The following is a 16,768-nucleotide window of genomic DNA, read 5'->3' on the forward strand; positions in this document are numbered from 1 at the left end:
TCAGCCCTGCGTCTCCGGGAGGTCGAAGCGGGCCAGGTCGCGCAGCCAGATGCGGGCCGAACTGTCGGACGGCGCGCGCCAGTCGCCGCGCGGTGAGAGCGAACCACCGGCCGAGACCTTCGGCCCGTTCGGCATGGCCGAGCGCTTGAACTGCGCGAACCCGAAGAAGCGGCGGCAGAACACGTCCAGCCAGCGCCGGATCTCCGGCAGGTCGTACGCGACCCGCTCGGCCGCGGGGAAGCCCGGCGGCCAGGCACCCGCGTCCGGGTCGTGCCACGCGTGCCAGGCCAGGAAGGCGATCTTCGAGGGCCTGAAGCCGTAGCGCAGCACGTGGAAGAGGGTGAAGTCGTGCAGGGCGTACGGGCCGATCTTCGACTCGGTGGACTGCATCTCCTCGCCCGGTACGAGTTCCGGGCTGATCTCCGTGTCGAGGATCGCGGCGAGCGTCCGGTCGGTGTCCTCGCCGAACTGGTGGCTGCCGATGACCCAGCGGATCAGATGCTGGATCAGCGTCTTCGGCACACCCGAGTTGACGTTGTAGTGACTCATCTGGTCGCCCACGCCGTACGTGGACCAGCCGAGCGCCAGCTCCGACAGGTCACCGGTGCCGAGCACGATGCCGCCCCGCTGGTTGGCGAGCCGGAACAGATAGTCGGTGCGCAGTCCGGCCTGCACGTTCTCGAAGGTGACGTCGTACAACGGCTCGCCGGAGGCGAAGGGATGGCCCATCTCCTCCAGCATCAGCCGGGCGGTCGGCGTGATGTCCAGCTCGGCCGCGGTGACGCCGAGGGAGCGCATCAGCTCGTGCGCGTTGCCCTTGGTGTGGTCGCTGGTGGCGAAGCCGGGCAGGGTGAAGGCGAGGATGTCGCTGCGCGGGCGGCCCGCCCGGTCCATCGCGCGGGCGGCGACGATCAGCGCGTGCGTGGAGTCGAGACCGCCGGACACCCCGATGACCACCTTCGGGCCACCGATCGCCGCGAGCCGCTGCTGGAGCCCCGCGACCTGGATGTTGTACGCCTCGTAGCAGTCCTGGGCCAGCCGGTCGGGGTCCGCGGGCACGAACGGGAAGCGCTCGATACGGCGCCGCAGGCCCAGGTCGCCGGTCGGCGGGTCGAGTCGGAACGACAGTGTCCGGAAATCGGCGGTGCGGGCGGCGTGGGTGCGCCGGTTGTCGTCGAAGCTGCCGGTCCTGAGCCGCTCCTGCCGCAGCAGGTCGAGGTCGATGTCCGCCACGGAGAACTGGTCGTCGAGCGGGAAGCGGTCGGACTCGGCCAGCAGCGCCCCGTTCTCGTAGATCATGGTCTGGCCGTCCCAGGACAGGTCGGTGGTCGACTCGCCCAGTCCGGCCGCCGCGTAGACGTACGCGGCGATACCGCGTGAGGACGCCGAGCGGCACATCAGCTTGCGGTCCTCGGCCCGGCCGACGGTGATCGGGCTGCCGGAGAGGTTGGCGAGGACGGTGGCGCCCGCGAGGGCCGCCTCGGCGCTCGGCGGCACCGGCACCCACATGTCCTCGCAGATCTCCGTGTGCAGCACCAGGCCCGGGACGTCGTCGGCGGCGAACAGCAGGTCCACGCCGAACGGCACGGACTCACCGCCGACCCGGATCGTGCCGCCGCGCTCGTCGTCGCCCGCGGCGATCTGCCGACGTTCGTAGAACTCCCGGTAGTTCGGCGGGTACGACTTGGGTACGACCCCGAGGACCCGGCCGCGGTGCACGATCACCGCACAGTTGTAGAGGCGGTTGCGGTGGCGCAGCGGGGCGCCCACGACCAGGACCGGCAGGAGTCCCGCCGACCCCGTCACCACCGCTTGCAGCGCCTCCTCGACCTGGTCGAGCAGCGCGTCCTGGAGCAGCAGGTCCTCGATCGAGTAGCCGCACAACCCCATCTCCGGGAAGACGGCGACGGCGACACCCTCCCCGGCGCACCTCCGCGCCTGGCGCAGGACCGCCTCGGCGTTGGCGTGCGGGTCCGCGATGACGGTGTGGCCCGTGCAGGCGGCGACACGTGCGAAGCCGTGCTGATAGAGCGACCGGAAGTTCAGAGGAGACACCCGGCCAGTGTAATCGTCAGAGCGACGCGATGGGGTGGGGGCGGGTGTGTGGCGGACCACCTTCCACGGCGGACGTCAGGTGCCGGGGGTGCCGGGCGCGGATCGCGGAGAACGCGCGATGCGCCCGCCTCCACTGGAGAGGCGGGCGCATCGTCCGTGAACGCCGGTCAGCGACGGGTGTACGAGTCGACGTAGCCCGGGGCGGGGGAGCCCACGCCGGTGACGTCGTCGTAGCCCTTCACGGCCTTCAGGGAGCTGTCCTTGCCGAGGCTGCGGACGGAGATGAGCACACCGTCCGCCGCGTCGAAGCCGTTCGCGAAGTCGGCACGCGCCACGGCGAGTCCGGACCCCGTGGGGTTGTCCGTGACGTCGTGGTACGCCTTCGAGCCGAACTTGGAGTAGATCGACGGGTTGGCGAAACCGATCGCCTTGCCGCCGCGCGCCTCCTGTGCGAGCGCCTGGACGGCCGCGATCACCGGCGCGGCGAGCGAGGTGCCGCCGATCCGGTACTCGCTGTACTGCTCCGTCCCGTCCGGGAAGGTCTGCGTCTGGCCGACCTTGAAACCGGTGTTGGGGTCGGCGATCGCCGAGATGTCCGGGACGACCCGGTTACCCGCCGCGTTGTTCGCCTTGGCCAGCGCGTTCGGGACGACACCCTTCTGGTAGAAGGGCTCCGCCACGGTCTTGCTGGTGCCACCGCCCGCACCCGAGGTGAACGCGCCCGGGAACCCGGTCCAGCTCTTGCCGTCCGTGGACAGCGCGGCCTTCTCGGTGCCCCAGCCGGTCTCCCACAGGTACTTGTCGCCCTTGCCGACCGCCAGCGAGGTACCGCCGACCGCCGTCACCCACGCCGAGTTGGCCGGGGTGTCGACCTGCTTCGTCCCGGTGTTGGCGACCTCGTCGCCGTTGTCACCGGAGGAGAAGTAGAAGCCGATGCCCTCGACCGCGCCGAACTGGAAGACCTGGTCGTAGGCGGCGGCGAGGTCCGGGGTCTGGTTGGCCTCGATGTCGCCCCACGAGTTGGAGACGATGTCGGCCAGGTGCCCGTCGACGATCTTGTTGAGCGAGTCGAGCAGATCGTCGTCGTAGCAGGAGGCGGCACCCACGTACGTGATGCTCGCGCCCGGCGCGACCGCGTGCACGGCCTCGACGTCGAGGGTCTCCTCGCCGTACCAGCCGGCCGCCCCGCACTCCTCGGTCTTCGTGTACTTCTTGGGCAGCACCTGACGCAGCTGACCGCTGGTGTACGCGGCGTCGCCGTGCTTCCCGGCGTAGGTGGCCGCGTCGAACGCGATGGTCGGCGAGGCGTACGCGTCGGTGATGGCGACCCGCACGTGCTTGCCGGTGCGCGTGCCCGCGCCGTAGGCGGCGCGCAGCTGCTTGCCCGTGTAGCCCTGGACCGCGTACGGGATCTTCGTTCCGTACGCGTCCGGCAGGGTGCTCGCGATGTTCGAGCCGTAGTACGAGGAGAACGGCCCGGAGTTCTTGAACACCGCGTCCGGAGGCGGCAGTTGATCGGCGTGCGTCGCCTTGTGCGGGGCGTTGTCCAGGCCGGTGACGGTCAGGACGGCGCCGTTCAGGGCGGCCGGCGCGGAGGCCGTCTTCGACGGCGCCCGGTAGGTCTTCTTGCCCTTGGTGTAGTTGTGCAGCTGGGTGCCGAACGCCTTCTCGGCGGCGGCCACGTCGCCGGTCACCGAGACATAGTGCTGCGTCGTTCCCGTGACCTTCAGGCCCGCCGACTTCAGCCACGAAGTCACCGCGGTGACCTGGGCCTTGGTGGCGCCGAAACGTGCCTGCGCCTTCTTGTTGCTCAGGTATTTCCCGTACGAAGCCGAGTGCGGGTCGGACACGGCCCTGGCGTAAGCCGCCAGTCCGCTGGCGTCACGGCCGGCGAAGTACACCCGGGCCGAGACCTGGGAGCTGTCGGAGGCCGCTCCCTTGTCCGCCTTGGCTGTCGCCCACGCGGGCTTGGTGCCCGCGAGGGTGTCCCGGCTCGGGCCGTCCGCGGCGTGGGCCGCGGGTATGCCGAGCGCCAGCGCGCCGGCGAGCAGAGGCAGTGTCGCCGCCATGCTCACTCCGGCGCGCGCGATGGCGCGGTTGGATCTCATAGAACCCCCTGCGATGCGGTTCGTCGCATGTAGTGGTTGGTCGGTGACCCACGCGAAACCCTCACGCCCCGACAGGGAGTGGGGAATGGATCACAGATGGGGGCCACTCTTTCGATGAACCGTTCATGCCAGGGGAATGAATAAGCCAAGGAAAGCCCAAGTGGCCGCGATTGGCGATCATTTGGGATGGTTTGAAGTGGGTCGTTGCCCAAAATCGAGGGTTTTCCCTCTATCTCGTCCCGGGCTCTGTAAAGAGGTGCCCGTCTTCTGTAAGCGGATCGAGTCCCCGGGGCGTGTTGGTGGTGTGAAGCAGCTGGAGTTCGAAGAGTTCTACCGGTGCGGCCGGGACGTCTGCCTGCGGGCGGTCCTCGCCGCGGTGGGCGACCGGCAGCTGGCCGAGGACCTCGTGGCCGAGGCGTTCGCCCGGGCCTTTGCCGCCTGGCCCCGGGTCCGTGGTCATCCCGCGCCCCGCGCGTGGATCGTCCGTACGGCGCTCAACACCCGCATCTCGTGGTGGCGTCGGCGCCGGCACGAGGTCGCGCTCGGCGACCACGACGGCCGGGACACCGCGGCCGCGGAGTCCGGCGGCGCCGGGCTCGACCCCGCGCTGCTGGCCCTGCTGCGCGAACTGCCGCGCAGGCAGCGGGAGGTCGTGGCCCTGCGGGTCTTCCTCGACCTCGACACGGCGACCACGGCGAAGACGCTCGGGATCGCCCCCGGAACCGTCACCGCCCATCTGGCCCGGGCCGTCGGAACACTCCGCGGCCACCTCGTCACCCTCGACACACCGGAGGCAGGATCATGAACGGAACCGAAGACGACAGGGACGTCCTGGACGCCCTGAGGGGCTCCCTCGACGACATCACCATGGCCGTGCCCGTGGAGCGGATCGTGGCCGAGGGCCGCGCCGTCCGGCGGAGGCGCCGGCGGCTGGCCGTCGCGGCCGTGGGTGTCACGGCGGCGGCGGGCCTCGCGCTCGGCGTGCCGGGCTACGGACACCCGTCCACGGCGCCGCCTGCGGGCGGGGACGCCCAGGCCGTCGCGTTCACCGTCGCCAAGCGGTCGGACGGCACGGTCGCGGTGACCTGGACCAAGGAGCAGTACTTCAAGAACCCGGCGGGACTCCAGAAGGCGCTGCGCGCGGCGGGATTCCCCGTCCTCGTGAAGACCGGCGTGTTCTGCAAGGGGCCGGACGACCACACGCAGGTCGACGAACACGGCTCGGGAGCGGGGGTCGAGGACGTCGTACAGCGGGAGAGGCGGGGCGACGGCAGCGTCGTCTTCATCTACGACCCCGCGGCCATGCCCGCCCACACCCAGCTCTTCATCGGCTACCTGAACCGGGCCCAGCTCGCCGTCACCCAGGGCCGGCCTGGCTCGGTGGAGCGGCTCGTACCGACCGGCGTCGCCCTGAAGTGCGGTACGGACTGGCGCAGTTGACCATGCGGCGGAGGGGGTGAACGGGTCCGGGGCACCGCCCCGGACCCGTTCCACGTACCCGGCCGTCGGACGGAACCGCCCTGGCCAGGACGGTTCCGTAAAGTCCCGTCGTCCGCCCGAAGAGGGCAGACGAGAAGGTGCGGACACGCCCTAGTCGCGCGCCTTCGCGTCCCGTTCGCCGAGCATGTCGGCCATCAGCTTGATCTCCGACTGCTGGGCGTCGACCATGCCCTGCGCCAGCCGCTTCTCCACCCCGACGGTGCACTTGGCGACACAGCCCTCGGCCATGTGGATACCGCCCTTGTGGTGGTCGGTCATCAACTGGAGATAGAAGACCTCGGCCTGCTTCCCACTGAGCGTGCCGAGCCGCTTCATCTCGGTGTTGGTGGCCATGCCCGGCATCAGCGAGCCGTCCTTGCCGGACGCCATGTCCCCCATGCCCATCCAGGTCATCGGCGCGTCCGCGGACACCTTCGGCAGCTCCCACAGGTCGAGCCAGCCGAGCAGCATGCCGCGCTGATTGGCCTGCGTCTGCGCGATGTCGTACGCGAGACGCCGTACCTCCACGTCCTTGGTGCGGTCCCGCACGATGTACGACATCTCCACGGCCTGCTGGTGGTGGACCGCCATGTCCCGCGCGAAGCCCGCGTCCGCGGAGTCGGCGGCGGGTGCCCGCGTCCCGGAGTCGTCGCCGTCGGCGACCGCGTACGTGATCGCCCCGGCCGCGACGAGCACGGTCGCCGCGGCACCCGCGATCCACCCGACGTGCCTCACTGGGACAGGCCGTTGGTGCAGGCCGCACCCGGCTCGGGGGTCTGCTTGCCCTGGACGAACTGCGAGAAGAACGCGTCGACGTTCTTGTCGCTCGCGCCGGTCACGCTGCGCTGCTTGCCCCAGGCGCTCAGCATGATCGGGTCCTTCTGGTCCTCGACCGGGCTCATCAGCGTGTACGGGGTCTTCTTGACCTTCGCCGCGAGCGCCTTCACATCGGCGTCGGACGCCTTGTCGTTGTACGTCACCCAGACCGCGCCGTGCTCCAGGGAATGCACGGCGTTCATGTTGTTGACCGCCTTGGTGTAGACGTCGCCGTTGCAGTTCATCCAGACCTGGTTGTGGTCACCGCCGACCGGCGGCTCCATCGGGTACGTCACGGTCTTCGTGACGTGGTTGCGCGCTAGCGTGCCCTTCCAGGTCTTCACGCCGTCCGTGCCCGTGACGAAGTGCCCCGAGGCCGTCTTCGAGTCGCTCGGCGTGTCCTTCTTGTCCGACTGGGACCGGACGAGCACGACACCACCGACGACGAGACCGGCCACGACGACCGCGCTGGTCGCGATCACGAGGATCCGGTTGCGCCGCTCACGGGCACGCTCGGCACGGCGCAGCTCCTCGATGCGCGCCTTGCGCGATCCGGTGCTGGTGTTCTTGGCGGAACCCATGGTGAGTCCTTATGGGGATGGGACGGTCGGGTTCGCCGATCGTAATCGGGAAGGGAGTGGCGTCGGCAGGGCGGGGCCCAGGATTGGCCGAAGAAATGTGGGCCGGGGCCGCGGCGGGGCGTGCGCGGTGGCGCGGGGGGCCGCCGGACGAGAGAAAATTTGAACCGGAGATGCGCATTACCTACGCTGTCGGGTATGCGGTTGCTGCGATCCACCGACCTGGCCCTGCGTGTCCTGATGCGACTGGCCGTCGTCGGCGACTCGACGCCCACGACGCGCGAGGTCGCGGCCGGCATGCAGGTCCCCTACACGCACGCCGCCAAGGTCGTCGCCGAACTCCAGCACCTCGGGCTGCTCGATGCCCGGCGCGGCAGGGGAGGCGGTCTCGCGCTCACCGAGAAGGGGCGCGGCGCGTCCGTCGGCGCGATCGTGCGCGAGTTCGAGGGAGACGGCGATGTCGTCGAGTGCGAGGGCGCCACGCCGTGCCCGCTCGTCTCCGCCTGCCGACTGCGGGGGGCCCTGCGGCGGGCCCAGGAGGCCTTCTTCGCCTCCCTGGACCCGCTGACCATCGCCGACGTCGTCGCCGAGCCGACCGGTCCCCTCCTGCTCGGCATCACCCGGAGGCCGTAGAACCCCCGGCACCGGCTCCAACCGCCGACCGGCGGGCTCCCTGCCTGGCTCCTCCGGCAGCCCGGCAGCTCGGCGGGCCCTGCCCGGCTCCACCTCCGTGCCGGTCCCGCCCGGCTCCACCTCCGCGTCGGTCCGCGCCCGGTACCGCCTCCGTGCCCGGCCGGGCTCTGGGCCTGGCCGGGCACGGCGTCCGACGCGTACGGCGTCCGACGTGGACGCCGTACGCGTCCGACGCGTAAAGCGCCGCCCGGTGAACCGCCTGTGGCTAGGCCTGGGCCAGCCAGAGGTCCGGACCGAACACCTCGTAGTGGATGTCGGAGGCGGGTACGCCCTTCTCCAAGAGCTGGGTCCGTACCGCGCGCATGAAGGGCAGCGGACCGCACAGGTAGGCGTGCGTGCCCGGCCGTACGGTCACTCCGGAGAGGTCGGCCAGACCGGTCAGGTCGGCGGGGTGGCCCGGCTCCGGGTGCTCGTAGAAGAAGTGGACCTCCGCGTCGGCGAGCTTGCCCGCGAACGCCTCGTGGTCGGCGCGCAGCGCGTGCTCGGCGGGGGAGCGGTCGGCGTGCACCACGGTGACGGGGGCCTTGTGGCCGGCGACCGCGAGCTGCTCCAGCATGGCGATCATCGGGGTGACGCCGATGCCCGCGGAGGCGAGGAGGACGGGGGCGTCCGTGTCGTCGAGGACCAGGTCGCCGTACGGCGCGGACACCTGGAGGACGCTGCCCTCGCGGACGTGCTCGTACAGATGGTTGGAGACCTCGCCCTCGGGGCTAGACGGGCCGCCGGGGTTCTCGTCCGCGCGCACCCGCTTGACGCTGATCTGGCGTACCGGTGAACCGGGCGCGCTGGAGAGGCTGTACTGACGTATCTGACGGGCCCCGTCCGGGAGCTCGACGCCGACGGAGACGTACTGGCCCGCCCGGAAGTCCGGCAGGGGGCCGCCGTCGGCCGGACGGAGCCGGAAGGTGGCGACGTCGGCGGTCTCCTCGACGCGCTCGGTGACCACCCAGGGGCGCAGGGCCCCGTCGTCCGCCTGCTCGTCGTACAGGCGCTTCTCGATGGCGATCAGGGCGTTCGCCATGAGCCAGTAGACCTCGTCCCAGGCGGCGGCGACCTCCGCGGTGACCGCGTCGCCCAGCACCTCGACGATGGCGGCGAAGAGGTGCTCGTGCACGACCTTGTACTGCTCGGGCGCGACGCCCAGGGAGGCGTGCTTGTGCGCGATGCGGTTCAGCATCGCGTCGGGCCGCTCGTCGGGGTGTTCGACCAGATAGGTGGCGAAGGCGGCGATGGATCCCGCCAGGGCCTGACGCTGGGTGCCCGCGGCCTGGTTGCCGCGGTTGAACAGGTCACGGAGCAGCTCGGGGTGGGCGGTGAACAGCCCGGCGTAGAAGCGCTCGGTGATCTCGCCGATGGCGGCGCCGACCACGGGAAGGGTGGCGCGCACGGTGGTGGCGGACGGTTCGGACAGCATCAGGACTCCTCAAAGCCAGGGCGGAAACGGTGGGTTGCGGCCCTCCTGTACGCACCGCAGATTAGTAAAAGTTGCATCTGAGATGCAAATTAAAGTCCGTGTGGCGAGAGAGTGTGAGGGTCCGCCCTTACCGGGGCGCGTGTGAGCAGGCAGTATGTGCAGCAGAGCAGGACACCTGCCGTACGCGAGGCGTTCAGACCGAGGTCGCCCGGCCGATCATGGTCGGCAACGCGCACGAAATGGTGTTGTGGTGGGATGCTCAGGTGCGCCGATCGTCTTCGAGGCGTGGGAGCAGGCGGCCTGACCAGCAAGGATGGGTGGAAGCGGAAGATGGACAAGCAGCAGGAGTTCGTGCTCCGGACGCTGGAGGAGCGTGACATCCGGTTCGTACGTCTGTGGTTCACGGACGTACTCGGCTTCCTCAAGTCGGTGGCCGTGGCCCCGGCCGAGCTGGAACAGGCCTTCGACGAGGGCATCGGCTTCGACGGCTCGGCCATCGAGGGCTTCGCCCGTGTCTACGAATCGGACATGATCGCCAAGCCGGACCCGTCCACCTTCCAGGTGCTGCCCTGGCGCGCCGAGGCCCCCGGCACGGCCCGTATGTTCTGCGACATCCTCATGCCGGACGGCTCCCCGTCCTTCGCGGACCCGCGCTATGTCCTCAAGCGCGCCCTCAACAAGACCTCGGACCTGGGTTTCACCTTCTACACCCACCCCGAGATCGAGTTCTTCCTGCTGAAGAACCGCCCGCTGGACGGCTCGCGGCCCACCCCCGCCGACAACTCCGGCTACTTCGACCACACCCCGCAGAACGTCGGCCAGGACTTCCGGCGCCAGGCCATCACGATGCTGGAATCGATGGGCATCTCGGTCGAGTTCAGCCACCACGAGGGCGCCCCCGGCCAGCAGGAGATCGACCTGCGCTACGCCGACGCGCTCTCCACGGCCGACAACATCATGACGTTCCGGCTGATCATGAAGCAGGTCGCGCTGGAGCAGGGCGTCCAGGCCACCTTCATGCCGAAGCCGTTCTCGGAGTACCCGGGCAGCGGTATGCACACGCACCTCTCGCTGTTCGAGGGTGACCGCAACGCGTTCTACGAGTCCGGCTCGGAGTACCAGCTCTCCAAGGTCGGCCGCTCCTTCATCGCCGGCCTCCTGAAGCACGCCGGGGAGATCTCCGCCGTCACCAACCAGTGGGTCAACTCCTACAAGCGCATCTGGGGCGGCTCGGAGCGCACCGCGGGCGCCGGCGGCGAGGCTCCCTCGTACATCTGCTGGGGCCACAACAACCGCTCGGCCCTCGTCCGGGTGCCGATGTACAAGCCCGGCAAGACCGGCTCGGCGCGGGTCGAGGTCCGTTCGATCGACTCGGGCGCGAACCCCTACCTGGCGTACGCGCTGCTCCTGGCCGCGGGCCTGAAGGGCATCGAGGAGGGCTACGAGCTCCCGCCGGGCGCCGACGACGACGTCTGGGCCCTCTCAGACGCCGAACGCCGCGCCATGGGCATCGAGCCCCTCCCGCAGAACCTCGGCGAGGCACTCGCCCTCATGCAGCGCAGCGAACTCGTCGCCGAGACCCTCGGCGAGCACGTCTTCGACTTCTTCCTCCGCAACAAGAAGGCGGAGTGGGAGGAGTACCGCTCCGAGGTCACCGCCTTCGAGCTGCGGAAGAACCTGCCGGTGCTGTAAGCGCGGGTCAGCGGCGCTTTTCGTGACGCAGTACGTGGGGCCCTCGGTCGATGACCGAGGGCCCCACGGCTGTCCTCACTGCCCCTGGGCCGTCTGTGGGGCGTCCGCCCCGGAAACGCCGCCCTCGTACATGCTGTCCACGGCCCGCCGGGCGCGGCCTTCGCTGCTCGACAGCAGGTGCGTGTAGACCCGGAGCGTGAAGCCAGGGTCCGTGTGCCCCAGGTAGGTGCTCAGCGCCTTGACGTTCTCCCCGGCATCCAGGAGCACCGACGCGTAGAAGTGCCTCAGCGCGTGCATCCCGTGCTCTCGCGCCGCCTGGAAGCGCTCACCCGGTCGGGGCGCCGGGATGACGCCGGCGGCGACGAGCGCGGGCTTCCAGTAGCGGACATTGAAGTCCGTGCGCCGGACAGCGCCGTTCCCGTCGGTGCGGAGGAACAGCAAACGCTTCGTGACGGGGGCGCCGTCCGGGCGTAGCCACGGCAGGGTGACCTCTGCCGGCGGCTGCGCCCTCTCGCCTGGGGAGGGCGTCAGCTGCTTGTCTCCGGACCCCAGCGCTCCGGCCCCACTTCGCGCCAGTCGATCCACGGCGCCCCCGCAACCTCCGCCGGGTCGATCTCCAGGCCGGCTCGGCGGAGGAACTCGGCGACGTCGGCCACGTTGTGGGCCAGACCGAGGATCTCGCCGTCCACGCGCACGCGCCGGCCACCGGTGGGCGACGGCGGATGCACGATCACGCGAATCGGTCCGGACACGCCTTCAGCATCATCCGAGATGCACGGCCCCGCATTCCAGCGCGTCATTCGAGGACCCTCAGCCGCCGGACGGCAGAGCGCGTCATGTTGAAGCCGCAGCTAGATCCGGTGATGAATCCACTCAGCTCACGTCCCGGTCCGACCGTCCCAGCTCACGCAGTTCCCACCACTCCGCGGCGCTTGGTCGCCGTTGCCGCCAGTAGGGGTGGAAGAGCAGCTGCGCCGACAGCCGGTACAGATGTCGGCGCAACTCGGTTCTGCCGGGCTGCTCCGCTAGCTGCCGGTAGGTGGCGCTCCACTCCTGCTGCGCCTGGGCGAGGTCGGCGGGAAACGGTCGCATGCACAAATTCAAGCACGTGTTCGATTTATGGGTCCAGCGAGGAGGGGAGGGACCTCCTCGCCTGCGATGTTGTGATTCGGCTCCCGCCCACAGCTCGCGTCAGCTGGCCCTGTTCAGGTGGCCATCTGTCGGTGAGCGAACACACTCGCGCCCCCTTTGCACCGCGCTCTCGCCCTGGCTGCGGTCGAGGGAGGAACATAGGAGTTGAGCGAGCAAGGGAGGCCCGCCATGAAGACCGGAGCCTCGGACTACGACCGCTGGCTGTACTCTCACACGCCCTCCCAGGCCGAGGGCGAGCGTGACGAACCGGCCGAGAGAGCAGCCATGGAACAGCACCCCGACGTCCCCAGGACGGAGCCGTCCCAGGCGGAAGGCGAACGGGTGGACGACACCAGGACCACCTAACCGTCGATAAGCGATCAATGGACGGCGCCTGAGTGTCTAACTGCGTGACAACGCCAACGTACGACGGCGGACAACGGCGCACGCCTGCGGACAGCCGCGGCAGGTGAGCAACCCACCGTCCTAAGTGGAGCATGCACTCAGGTTGCTTCGGGACGAAGAGGTCGGGTTGCAATTCGACGCAGCTCTACAGTCGCGTTCCGTTAGGGCGCGCCACGTGATCAGCGATGTCCCAGCCTGTCCTGAGTGCAGCCAGCCGATGAGGTCTGGTGGCCTCGTGCTCTCCAGGCGCGAGGGCGACGGCCGGCGGACCTGCCGATCGCTGTGGCGGTGCGCCAGTCGGCACATCTGGTGGAACTGGGCGGATCGGCCAGGCGATCCCTTGGAGATCTGCCCCGTTCCGGATTTGTTCCGCTGACATCCAACGCTGACCTCAACGCCCACGGACCGCTGCGACATTGGGCGGCTCAGATGACACTCGTGCGCGCGGCTGGGCCACGCCAAGGGCGAGTTGGAGCGAACTTACAAGGCGGCTGTCTCCCTCAACGTACGAGCGCCCTTCCGGGCCGTCCTGGGGCCGTGGAAGGGCGCTCGCTGGTGACCAACGTCGACAACTACCGACAGTTCAGCAGCAGGTCAGAGTGTTGATCGAGTAGGCGGCCGCAGGTCACGGACTCATGTTCACGAGGCGACCGCTGCCGCTTTCAGCGGCCAGCGCTCTGGCCGCCGTCCACATGCAGGATCTCGCCCGTGACGAAGGAGGCCTGCTCCAGATACCGGATGGCCTGGACGACGTCGTCGACCTCTTCCATCCGCCCGAGCGGGTGGCGGGCGGCGAGCTCGGGCGTCGCGTCGGAGTTCATCGGGGTGCGCACCACGCCCAGCGAGACGGCGTTGACCCGGATGCCGTGCGCCGCGTACTCGATCGCCAGTTCCCTGGTGACGGCGTTCAGCCCGCCTTTGGTGAGTGACGCCAGCGCGCAGGGTACCTGCGAATTCGGCTGGTCGACCAGGGAAGTGGAGATGTTCACCAGGTGACCGCCTCCCTCACGGCGGGAGAGCATGGCGCCGAGGGCGCTGCGCGAGACGCTGAAGAAGCCGCGCAGGTTCACGCCGACCATCAGGTCGAAATCTGCGTCCGTGTATTCGGTGAACGGCTTGCCGATGTAGACGCCGGCGCTGTTGACCACGGTGTCGATCCGGCCGAACCCGTCCATCGCCGCCGCCACGATCCGCGCGCCCGCGCCGGACTCAGCCAGATCGTCGTGGAAGGCGAGCACCTGCGGGTCCTGGGACTGCGGCATGGAACGGCTGGTGGCCACGACCGCGTACCCGAGGCTGCGGTAGGCGGTGACGATGGCAGAGCCGATGCCCCCGTTGGCACCGGTGATGATCGCGACCTTCTGGGCGGTGCCCGCACCCGTCGTGTCGTTCATGCTTCACTTCCTTCGCCTGATCAGTATGGATCAGGCGAGTGACGGTTCTGGTACGCCCAGGGACCCGGCCCCCTCGGCCATGGCTCACTCGACAGGTGACCGATCCCTGTCCCACCACGCCCCGGGACGGGGTCACTTGAGGATTTCCAGCATCCGCTTTCCCAGGACCGCGGCCGAAGCCGGGTTCTGCCCGGTGACCAGGTTGCGGTCCTGGACCATGTACGGCTCCCACATCGGGCCGCGGCTGAAGTTGACCCCGACCTTCTCCTGGACGTCGGTCTCCAGCAACCACGTCGCCCTGGAGGCCAGCCCGACGCCCTCTTCTTCCTCGTTGGTGAAGCAGGTGATGTTGTAGTCCTTGAACGGCGACTCGCCGTGGATCCTGGTGGCCAGCAATGAGGCGGGGCCGTGACAGACGATGAACAGCGGGTTGCCCGAGGTAAGCTGCTGCGTCAGCAGCCGCCCCACGTCGGCGTCGAACGCCAGGTCCGACATAGGACCGTGACCGCCCGGCACGTACACCGCGTCGTAGTCCTCCAGGCGCACGTCCGACAGCTGCAGTGGCCGGCGCATCGCCTCCGCGGAACGGATGATGGCCTCCAGCTCAAGGGCACTGTCGTTGCCGCCGGCCATCTCGGGGCGCAGGCTCATCATGTCGACGGTCGGGGTCACGCCGTTCGGCGTCGCGACGGCTACCTCGTGACCGGCTTCCGTGAGGATCTTGTACGGGTTCGCGAACTCCTCGGCCCAGTATCCCGTCGCGTACCTCGTGCCGTCCTTCAGTACCCAGTAGGCGGCTCCGCTGACGATGAACAGCACTGTCGCCATGGCAAGGATTTCCTCTCGGATACGCACGATGGTTCGGCGGGATGACCCATGAAACCGGCCCGCTCCGCCGAGTTGCTCCCTTCTGGGACCTTATGCACGTCTGCCGACCGGCGCACCCGGACGCTCTCTCCACTACGGCTGCCCGCCTGGTGGGAAGTGCTGAACCTTGGCAGCCGAGGCAATCCGGCCAGATGGAGCTGGATCCGGGCCGCGGGGCGCGTTCACCCGTTCGAATGAGTCCGGACGCAGACGGTGCGTGCCTTGCCCAGGATCCAGAAGACGGTCCCGGTCGCGGCGCCGTAAGCCAGGTGGGGGCCAAGGTCGTCCGCGAGGGTCTTGCGGTCGTACTTCCAGATGGGCTCGTAGAGCCCCGCGATCGGCAAGCTGATGTAGTCACTGATCCAAACGACCGCGCCGAACGGTACGCCGTAGAACCCAGAGGGCGGCTTGCGCGCCGAGCCGGCGACTACGCCGTACAGCGCCCCGCAGACCGCGCCGTACGACCAGTGCATGAACGTGCTGACCGGCCAGGCCGCGGCATCCGGGAGTTCGCGCTGGGTGAAGCCCTCGATCAGACGCTTGCCGACCTGCCCGGGATCCGGAGCCTCCTTCCAGGTGCGGACGGGAGCGAACTCCCACCGCAGGGGATTGCGCTCACCACCGGACCGGCGCTGCCGCAGGAACCGAACCGTGTCCATGCACGCGGTGCCGACCAGGCCGGCGGCCAGACCCGACGCGATCGCGCTGAGCGGAGTCAACTGCTTCGGAGTGCGCATTGCGCAACGCTCCTGCTGGTCTTGGCGATACGGGGCCGGTAAACGCGACGTCCCGCGACCCGGCGACGCCGACATCTCCTCCTAGGCATGCTTACACGCACACCGTCCCGGCACGATTCGGGGTGGGAAGGCCGCGGGGTGGCGGCCGCGTTGTGTCGTGACCCCGAGGATCGCCACTGACTCGCCGCTGTGCGTTTGCGTCCGGCGGTGCGCGGTTCGAGTGTTGAGCCGAAAGAGCCGCACGCGGGCGTTGTTGTTGCGTGAGCGGCCCGCGGCCCTGCTCCAGTGCACGTCAGGAGACTTGATCATGGCTGCTGTGTCCACCCCGCCCGCTCCCGTGCTGGAGGCGGCCGCCAAGCAACTGGCCGATGCCACCTCCAGCGCATCCGCCGATCTACGAGATGTCTCCGGACCAGGGCCGGGCCCTTCTCGACCAACTTCAGGCTGGCCAAGGTGTGAGGCGTCCAGCGCGTGCCGTGCGCCCTCGCGGGTGATCCAACGAAGCACGGCGTAGTTCTGCTCAATCTGGGTCGGGTACTGCGATCGAGCGGCCGTCCACGGTCGTTGTTGGTGGGAGGAGTACCGCTCCGAGGTCACCGCTTTCGAGCTGCGGAAGAACCTGCCGGTGCTGTAAGCGCGGGTAGGAGCGGGTTTCCGCGAGAACGGCACGTGGGGCCGACGGTCGGTGACCGTCGGCCCTGCGGTGTCTTCGGGGCCCGGGGAGTGGGCGGCCGGGAGGTCCTCGGCGGCCCGGTGTTCTTGGTGCTGTCTCGTGATCCGCCGTCAACTCAACGTTTCGCGAGGCCTGTTGGTCGGGGAAGCGGGCCGGTGATGAACACTGTGGGCATGGAGTTCTTCTGCTACCACCGTGACCGGCCCGGTTCCTCGGAGCTGCGCGACGAACTGCTGGAGGAGCACTGGTCCTACATGGACCGGTACGCGGCGGAGATGATCGCCCGTGGCCCGACCCTCACCGGGGACGGCGAAGTGGCCACCGGCAGCGTGCACATCCTCGATCTGCCGGACCCCGCCACCGCCCGCGCGTTCGCCTTCGACGAGCCCGGCTACCAGGCGGGCGTGTACCGCGACGTGGTGGTGCGCCGGTGGCACAACGCGCTGGGGCGCACCATGTGGGAGTTTCCCGGCGGCCGCACCGGTGGCAACCGGTACCTGGTGCTCGGCCTCGGCACGGGGCAGGCCGCCGACCTCGCGGTGCCGCCCGAGGCGGACGAGTTGATCGCCTACGGGCCGCTGCTGTCCGACGACGGCTCCGTCTGGCTGGGCACGGCGGTACTGGTGCGGGCGCCGGACCCGGACACGGCCCGCGCCGTCCTCACCCCGGACCGGTACGCCGACATCGAGGTCCACGACTGGCAGTTCGGCGGGCGCCCGTGACGGC

At 69.4% G+C, this 16,768-nt stretch carries 16 protein-coding genes and 1 pseudogene; 6 read left to right on the forward strand and 11 right to left on the reverse strand.

Features of this window, described 5'->3' with window-relative positions; all coding sequences use genetic code 11:
- Positions 1-2,055 carry an NAD(+) synthase gene (locus ABZX90_RS24455; RefSeq protein ID WP_355207969.1) on the reverse strand — a complete coding sequence of 685 codons (2,055 nt, stop codon included), beginning with the start codon at positions 2,053-2,055 and terminating at the stop codon, positions 1-3.
- A gap of 167 nt (positions 2,056-2,222) precedes the next feature.
- On the reverse strand, positions 2,223-4,163 hold the full coding sequence (locus tag ABZX90_RS24460) for a S53 family peptidase (RefSeq protein WP_355207972.1): 1,941 nt from the start codon (positions 4,161-4,163) through the stop codon (positions 2,223-2,225).
- 304 nt (positions 4,164-4,467) lie between these two features.
- Between ABZX90_RS24460 and ABZX90_RS24465 the strand changes: the two genes are divergently transcribed.
- Together ABZX90_RS24465 and ABZX90_RS24470 are read left to right on the forward strand one after the other, a co-directional pair.
- Positions 4,468-4,968, forward strand: a complete 501-nt coding sequence (locus tag ABZX90_RS24465) for a sigma-70 family RNA polymerase sigma factor (protein WP_351122037.1) — start codon at positions 4,468-4,470, stop codon at positions 4,966-4,968.
- A complete protein-coding gene (locus ABZX90_RS24470) occupies positions 4,965-5,603 on the forward strand; it encodes a hypothetical protein (protein WP_351122039.1) in 639 nt (212 codons plus the stop codon). Before ABZX90_RS24465 ends, ABZX90_RS24470 begins: the two co-directional genes overlap by 4 nt.
- 150 nt (positions 5,604-5,753) lie before the next feature.
- On the opposite strand, the gene ABZX90_RS24475 is transcribed toward ABZX90_RS24470, so the two are convergent.
- Positions 5,754-6,377, reverse strand: coding sequence for a DUF305 domain-containing protein (locus ABZX90_RS24475; RefSeq protein WP_351122042.1), 624 nt, complete (start codon positions 6,375-6,377; stop codon positions 5,754-5,756).
- Entirely contained in the window at positions 6,374-7,039 is a 666-nt protein-coding gene (locus ABZX90_RS24480; protein ID WP_351122044.1) for a DUF3105 domain-containing protein, read from the reverse strand. The genes ABZX90_RS24475 and ABZX90_RS24480 overlap by 4 nt, the downstream gene beginning before the upstream one ends.
- 195 nt (positions 7,040-7,234) lie before the next feature.
- Here ABZX90_RS24480 and ABZX90_RS24485 point away from each other — a divergent pair, with 195 nt between their 5' ends.
- Positions 7,235-7,669, forward strand: a complete 435-nt coding sequence (locus ABZX90_RS24485) for an Rrf2 family transcriptional regulator (RefSeq protein ID WP_351122047.1) — start codon at positions 7,235-7,237, stop codon at positions 7,667-7,669.
- Positions 7,670-7,934: 265 nt separating this feature from the next.
- On the opposite strand, the gene ABZX90_RS24490 is transcribed toward ABZX90_RS24485, so the two are convergent.
- Positions 7,935-9,143 carry a globin domain-containing protein gene (locus ABZX90_RS24490; RefSeq protein WP_355207977.1) on the reverse strand — a complete coding sequence of 403 codons (1,209 nt, stop codon included), beginning with the start codon at positions 9,141-9,143 and terminating at the stop codon, positions 7,935-7,937.
- Positions 9,144-9,473: 330 nt separating this feature from the next.
- Between ABZX90_RS24490 and glnA the strand changes: the two genes are divergently transcribed.
- A complete protein-coding gene (gene glnA / locus ABZX90_RS24495; protein ID WP_355207980.1) occupies positions 9,474-10,835 on the forward strand; it encodes a type I glutamate--ammonia ligase in 1,362 nt (453 codons plus the stop codon).
- Between the two features lie 75 nt (positions 10,836-10,910).
- Here the strand turns inward: glnA and ABZX90_RS24500 are convergent.
- The 3 genes and pseudogenes from ABZX90_RS24500 to ABZX90_RS24510 all read right to left on the reverse strand — a co-directional run.
- Positions 10,911-11,336: pseudogene (locus ABZX90_RS24500) on the reverse strand (tyrosine-type recombinase/integrase); the annotation flags it as partial.
- 26 nt (positions 11,337-11,362) lie between these two features.
- Positions 11,363-11,587, reverse strand: a complete 225-nt coding sequence (locus ABZX90_RS24505) for a hypothetical protein (RefSeq protein ID WP_351122054.1) — start codon at positions 11,585-11,587, stop codon at positions 11,363-11,365.
- A gap of 121 nt (positions 11,588-11,708) precedes the next feature.
- Positions 11,709-11,927 carry a hypothetical protein gene (locus tag ABZX90_RS24510; protein WP_355207983.1) on the reverse strand — a complete coding sequence of 73 codons (219 nt, stop codon included), beginning with the start codon at positions 11,925-11,927 and terminating at the stop codon, positions 11,709-11,711.
- A 228-nt stretch (positions 11,928-12,155) separates the two neighbouring features.
- Between ABZX90_RS24510 and ABZX90_RS24515 the strand changes: the two genes are divergently transcribed.
- Positions 12,156-12,332, forward strand: coding sequence for a hypothetical protein (locus tag ABZX90_RS24515; protein WP_351122059.1), 177 nt, complete (start codon positions 12,156-12,158; stop codon positions 12,330-12,332).
- Positions 12,333-13,033: 701 nt separating this feature from the next.
- Here the strand turns inward: ABZX90_RS24515 and ABZX90_RS24520 are convergent.
- The 3 genes from ABZX90_RS24520 to ABZX90_RS24530 form a co-directional block, all read right to left on the reverse strand.
- On the reverse strand, positions 13,034-13,765 hold the full coding sequence (locus ABZX90_RS24520) for an SDR family oxidoreductase (protein WP_351122061.1): 732 nt from the start codon (positions 13,763-13,765) through the stop codon (positions 13,034-13,036).
- A gap of 132 nt (positions 13,766-13,897) precedes the next feature.
- Positions 13,898-14,593, reverse strand: a complete 696-nt coding sequence (locus ABZX90_RS24525) for a type 1 glutamine amidotransferase domain-containing protein (RefSeq protein WP_351122064.1) — start codon at positions 14,591-14,593, stop codon at positions 13,898-13,900.
- Positions 14,594-14,814: 221 nt separating this feature from the next.
- Positions 14,815-15,369 (reverse strand): hypothetical protein, encoded by a 555-nt coding sequence (locus ABZX90_RS24530; RefSeq protein ID WP_351122067.1) that lies wholly within the window; start codon positions 15,367-15,369, stop codon positions 14,815-14,817.
- Positions 15,370-16,215: 846 nt separating this feature from the next.
- Here ABZX90_RS24530 and ABZX90_RS24535 point away from each other — a divergent pair.
- A complete protein-coding gene (locus ABZX90_RS24535; protein WP_351122284.1) occupies positions 16,216-16,764 on the forward strand; it encodes a YciI family protein in 549 nt (182 codons plus the stop codon).
- The last annotated feature ends 4 nt before the right edge of the window (positions 16,765-16,768 follow it).

It is taken from the genome of Streptomyces sp. NPDC002935, from assembly GCF_040611295.1.
Lineage (GTDB): Bacteria > Actinomycetota > Actinomycetes > Streptomycetales > Streptomycetaceae > Streptomyces.